The sequence below is a fragment of the Thermomonas sp. genome, assembly GCF_025993755.1.
In the GTDB taxonomy this organism is placed as follows: domain Bacteria; phylum Pseudomonadota; class Gammaproteobacteria; order Xanthomonadales; family Xanthomonadaceae; genus Thermomonas.
This window is the reverse complement of the sequence record NZ_JAMQHN010000140.1, coordinates 1-4,906: the sequence shown is the minus strand read 5'-3', so window position 1 is coordinate 4,906 and position 4,906 is coordinate 1. Positions and strand designations below refer to the sequence as shown.

At 67.9% G+C, this 4,906-nt stretch carries 6 protein-coding genes and 1 tRNA gene; all 7 read right to left on the bottom strand.

All coding sequences use genetic code 11. The annotated features are described in order from the left end of the window. Positions 1–183 precede the first annotated feature (183 nt). Positions 184–259, bottom strand: a tRNA-Lys gene (locus Q0X16_RS10200). A gap of 38 nt (positions 260–297) precedes the next feature. Further along, positions 298–1,023: a 7-cyano-7-deazaguanine synthase QueC gene (gene queC / locus Q0X16_RS10195; RefSeq protein ID WP_297833777.1), complete on the bottom strand. Its 726-nt coding sequence runs from the start codon at positions 1,021–1,023 to the stop codon at positions 298–300. 17 nt (positions 1,024–1,040) lie between these two features. After that, a complete protein-coding gene (queE, locus tag Q0X16_RS10190) occupies positions 1,041–1,727 on the bottom strand; it encodes a 7-carboxy-7-deazaguanine synthase QueE (protein WP_297833775.1) in 687 nt (228 codons plus the stop codon). Positions 1,728–1,767: 40 nt separating this feature from the next. Next, positions 1,768–2,517, bottom strand: coding sequence for a tol-pal system protein YbgF (gene ybgF, locus Q0X16_RS10185; protein WP_297833782.1), 750 nt, complete (start codon positions 2,515–2,517; stop codon positions 1,768–1,770). A gap of 35 nt (positions 2,518–2,552) precedes the next feature. After that, entirely contained in the window at positions 2,553–3,074 is a 522-nt protein-coding gene (gene pal, locus Q0X16_RS10180; protein WP_297833779.1) for a peptidoglycan-associated lipoprotein Pal, read from the bottom strand. Between the two features lie 99 nt (positions 3,075–3,173). After that, positions 3,174–4,478: a Tol-Pal system beta propeller repeat protein TolB gene (gene tolB / locus Q0X16_RS10175; protein ID WP_297833772.1), complete on the bottom strand. Its 1,305-nt coding sequence runs from the start codon at positions 4,476–4,478 to the stop codon at positions 3,174–3,176. A 115-nt stretch (positions 4,479–4,593) separates the two neighbouring features. Beyond that, the coding region (locus tag Q0X16_RS10170; RefSeq protein ID WP_297833769.1) for a cell envelope integrity protein TolA at positions 4,594–4,906 on the bottom strand (313 nt) is incomplete at its 5' end.

Here is a 4,906-nt window from a genome sequence, read left to right as displayed (position 1 = left end):
GGCTGTGCACAGGACCGCGCCGCGCAACTGGCCACGCTCGTCATCGCCAGCATGGAAGGCGTCATCGTGCTGTGCCGGGCGCAGCGCAGCATCACACCGTTCGATCAGGTTTCCGCGCAGCTGGTCACGCTGGCGGCCGATGCGGTGGCAAGCCGCGCGTGAGCCTGGCTTCTGCTGCGCGAATGGTGGGTTGGCTGGGAATCGAACCCAGGACCAGCGGATTAAAAGTCCGATGCTCTACCGACTGAGCTACCAACCCGTTGCGGAAACGCACGGCATTGCGCCGGGGCGCGCAGTTTAACCGATGGCGCTGGCCGCGTAGCGCGTGGGGTCGCGCACGCCGGCGTCATTGAAGCCCTGCGCGCGCAGTCGGCAGGCATCGCAATGGCCGCAGGCGCGTCCTTCGGCATCGGCCTGGTAGCAACTCACCGTCTGCGAAAAATCCACGCCCAGGCGCAGGCCCTCGCGGACGATGTCGGCCTTGCTCATGCGCAGCAGCGGCGCGTGGACGCGGAAGCGGCTGCCTTCCACGCCGGCCTTGGTCGCCACGTTCGCCAGCGCCTCGAAGGCGTCGATGAACTCGGGGCGGCAGTCCGGATAGCCGGAGTAATCCACCGCATTGACGCCGCAGTACAGGTCGGTGGCGCTCAGCACCTCGGCCCAGCCCAAGGCCAGCGACAGCATGATGGTGTTGCGCGCCGGAACGTAGGTGGAAGGGATGACCGCGCCGATGGCATGGCCGTCGGCGTCGGTGGGCACGGCGATGTCCGCGGTCAGCGCCGATCCGCCGAAGCTGCGCAGGTCCACGTTCACGGTCTTGTGCTGGCTTGCGCCCAGCATCCGGGCGACGCGCGCGGCGGCGTCCAGTTCGGAGGTGTGCCGCTGGCCGTAGCGCACGCTCAGGGCATGGACGAGGTGCCCCTGCTCGCGCGCGATGGCCAGCACGACGGCCGAATCCATGCCGCCGGAGACGAGGGCGACGGCGGGTTTGCCGGCAGCGGTGTTGTCGAAATCGGCACTCATGTTTCCTGTCCGCGAGCTCAGCGGCCCGGCTCGTCGCCCCACAGGATCTTGTGAAGCTGCATCTGGAATCGCACCGGCAGGCGTTCGGCGAGGATCCATTCGGCCAGTTCGCGCGCTTGCACCTTCCCGAAGCTGGGCGAGAAAAACACGTCGCAGATGGCATCGAGGCGGTGTTTTTCCAGCACACCCCTGGCCCAGTCGAAATCCTCGCGGGAGCAGATCACGAACTTGATCTGGTCGTGCGCGGTCAGGTGGTCGAGGTTGCTCCACAGGTTGCGCACCACCTCGCCGGAACCCGGGGTCTTGATGTCCAGCACGCGCGAGACGCGCGGATCGACGGCGGCGATGTCCAGCGCGCCCGAGGTTTCCAGCGAAACCGCATGGCCGGCATCGCAGAGCCGCGCCAACAGCGGAATGCACTCCTTCTGCGCCAGCGGCTCGCCGCCCGTCACGCAGACGTGGCGCGCGCCGAAGGCGGCAACCTTGTCGAGGATGGCTTCCTGGGTCCACCACTGGCCGCCGTGGAAGGCGTAGGTGGTGTCGCAATACTGGCAGCGCAAGGGGCAGCCGGTCAGGCGCACGAACACGGTCGGCCAACCCGCCTCGCGGGCTTCGCCTTGCAGCGAAAGAAAGATTTCGGTGAGCTTGAGCCGCCCGGCCGACGCGGTCGCCAGCGCGGAGGCCGCCTCGGCGCCTGCGTTCATCGGTTCATTTTAATGCAACGCCGATTCGATCCGCGTTGCGTCAGCGATTGCCGGCCAGCTGCATCGCCCGCAGGCGGTCGTCGGCAATCCGGGCCACGTCGGTGCCGGGATAGCGGCGCATCACCGCACGCAAGGTGGCATCGGCCGCGTCGTACTGGCGCAGGCCGTACTGGGTCAGGCCGAGCTTGAGCAGAGCGCCGGGTGCCTTGTCGTGGTTCGGATAGCGGTCGAGCAGCGCACGGAACTGGGCGCTGGCGAGCTGGTAGTTCTGGGTGACGTAATAGCTTTCGCCCAGCCAGTAGATCGCATTGGGCGCGAGCGCGCCGTCCGGGTAGGCGGCGAGGAAGTCGCGCAGGCGGCGGGCGGCCTCGGCGTAGTCGCCGGTCTTGAGCGCGTCGAATGCGTTGTCGTAGGCGCCCTGCTCGCCCTGGGCCGCGGCCACGGGCGCGGCGGGCCGTGTCGCGGGGGCGGGCGCAGGCGAGTCATCGCGCGCACCGTCCGGGGCGGGGTTCGACGGAGCCGTGTTTGCAGCGGCGCCGCCGCCACTGCCCTCCAGCCGATCCAGACGACCGCTCAAGTCGAGATACTGCGCGCGCTGGCTCTGTCTGGCCTGCTCAAGCTGCTGCTGCAGCTCTTCGATCTGGCCACGCAGGCTCTGCACTTCGGCGCTGAGCTGGGTCACCTGGTTGACCAATTCAGTCGGGTTCTGGTCGCCGGCCGCGCGCGCCTCCAGCGCGGCCACGCGGTCGGCGAGGCTGGCGCGCTGTGCATGCACCAGCGGCGATGCCATCAGCACCGCCACCAGCAGGGTCAGGCTTGCGACTCTCACTTGTCGGTGTAGATCAATTCGACGCGGCGGTTCTGCGACCAGCAGCTTTCGTTGGAATCGGTGCAGACCGGGCGCTCTTCGCCATAGCTGATCACGGTCAGCTGGGCCGAACTGCCGCCGTTGGCCTGCAACGCATTGGACACCGAGTTGCCGCGCCGCTCGCCCAGGCCCATGTTGTATTCGCGGCTGCCGCGCTCGTCGGCGTTGCCTTCCAGACGCAGGCGGGCGCTCGGACGATCACGCAGGTACTTGGCATGGCAGGCCACGATGGCCTGGAATTCCGGCTTGACCAGATCGCGGTCCAGATCGAAATAGACGACCCGGGTACGCAGGCAGGGATCGGTATCGAGGTCGGCCGGAGTGTAGGCACCGGCGACCGGGGTTCCATAAGTTTGTCCAGGCGTCGTGGTGCCCACGTCCGTCTGCGAGGGCGGAGTCTCCTTGACCTTCTTGCTGCAGCCCACGGCCACGGCGGAAGCGATGACCGCAATCGTCAGGATACGGACGGTGGAGTGGATGGAACGACGCATGGCATGAACCCCTTCTGGACTCGATGGAATGAACGAAAACTCCGTAACGCACCGGCCATTGTGCGACCGGCCCCGACAACAGCGTCTTCACCTCGCGCGATAGGGCGACCACGCCGGCTCGCGCACGTCGCCGCCGGAGCGGGTTTCCAGCCGCTGGCGCACGCGGCCGTCGGCCGACACCACGTAAAGAACGCCGCTGCGCCCCTCGCGGGCGGCATAGACCAGCATCGCGCCGTTGGGGGCAAAGCTTGGTGATTCGTCCAGCGAACCCGGCGAGAGCATGCTCCAGCGCGGGCTGCCGGTGCTGCGGTCCATCATCGCGATCCGGTAGACGTTGCCGGCGCCTTGGGCGGTCGCGATCTTCTTGCCATCGAACGACACGCTCGGACTGGCGTTGTAGCTGCCGTCGAAGGTGACCCGGGTGGCGGCGCCACCGCTGGACGACACCTGATACACCTGCGGGCGCCCACCGCGGTCGGAGGTGAAATACAGGCTGCTGCCGTCCGCGCTCCAGGTCGGTTCGGTGTCGATCCCGAGCTGGTTGGTGATCTGGGTGAGGTGGCGGCTACCCAGGTCCATCACGTAGATGTCGGGGTTGCCGCCCTTGGACAGGCTCATGGCCAGCCTGCTGCCGTCCGGCGAAAAGCTCGGCGCGCCGTTGATACCGCGGAAGCTGGTGATCTTCTCGCGCGCGGCCGAGGCCACGTCCTGGATCCAGATCCCGGAATTGCCGCCCTCGAAGCTGACGTAGGCCAACCTGCGCCCGTCCGGGCTCCACGACGGCGACAGCAGCGGCTCGTTGGATGTCACGACGGTATGCGGGTTGTAGCCGTCGGCATCGGCCACGATCAGGGCATAGCGGGTATCGCGCCCGAGGCCGCTGGCGGAGACATAGGCGATCCGCGTCCAGAACGCGCCGCGCACGCCGAGGATCTTCTCGTAGACGGCGTCGCTGATCTGGTGCGCCACGTCGCGCATCGAGGCGGGCGCGGCGGTCAGCGCGATCCCGAGCAGGCGCTGCTGGCGGGCGACGTCGAACAGTTCGTATTCGGTGCGGTAGCTGCCCAACGCCGGCACGCAGCGACCGATCAGCAGGTAGTCCTGGCGCAGCATCCGCCAGGTCGGATACGACACCTCGCTGCCGGTGGTCGGTCGTTCGGGCAGGCCGCTGACATCGAGCGTGCGGAACTGGCCGGAGCGGTTGAGATCGGCGCTTACCACGCCGCTGACATCGGTCTGGCCGCAGTCGCCGCCGAAGGGAACCACCGCGATCGGCAGCGCTGCGGCGTTGCCGCCGACGATGTCGATCTCCAGGCCGCTGCGCGATTGCGCCTGCGCGGCGCCCAGCGGAAGCAACAGCGCGGCGAGCAGGCCGCAGACAACCGATTTCATGAACACGCGCCAGACCACCCGATGAACGAACCACCTGATGAGACAGGTTCGCCGATTTCACCGCAGCAGGATGAACGGCAGCGGACTGGATGGCCCAAGCTGCCCGACGGCCTGCTCAACGGTCGGCCGCCTCGAAATTGAGTTCCAGGTTGCGGTTGAAGACCGTTTCGAAGCCGGCATAAGGCAGCGGCGCGGCCTTGAGCACGGCGGTTTCGACCGAGCGTTGCCCTTGTGCATCGTAGGGACAGGACGGATCGACCTCGACGCTGATCACGTCGCCACCGGGCAGCTGGCGGATCGAAATCCGGCAGCGCTGGCCCAGCGGCACGGAATCCGGGCGCGTCCACTGGCGCGCGATCGCGCGCTGCAGGGCGTCGCGGTAGCGCGCCAGCAGAGTCGGATCGGTGCCGCCCGCGCCAGGCGAAGGT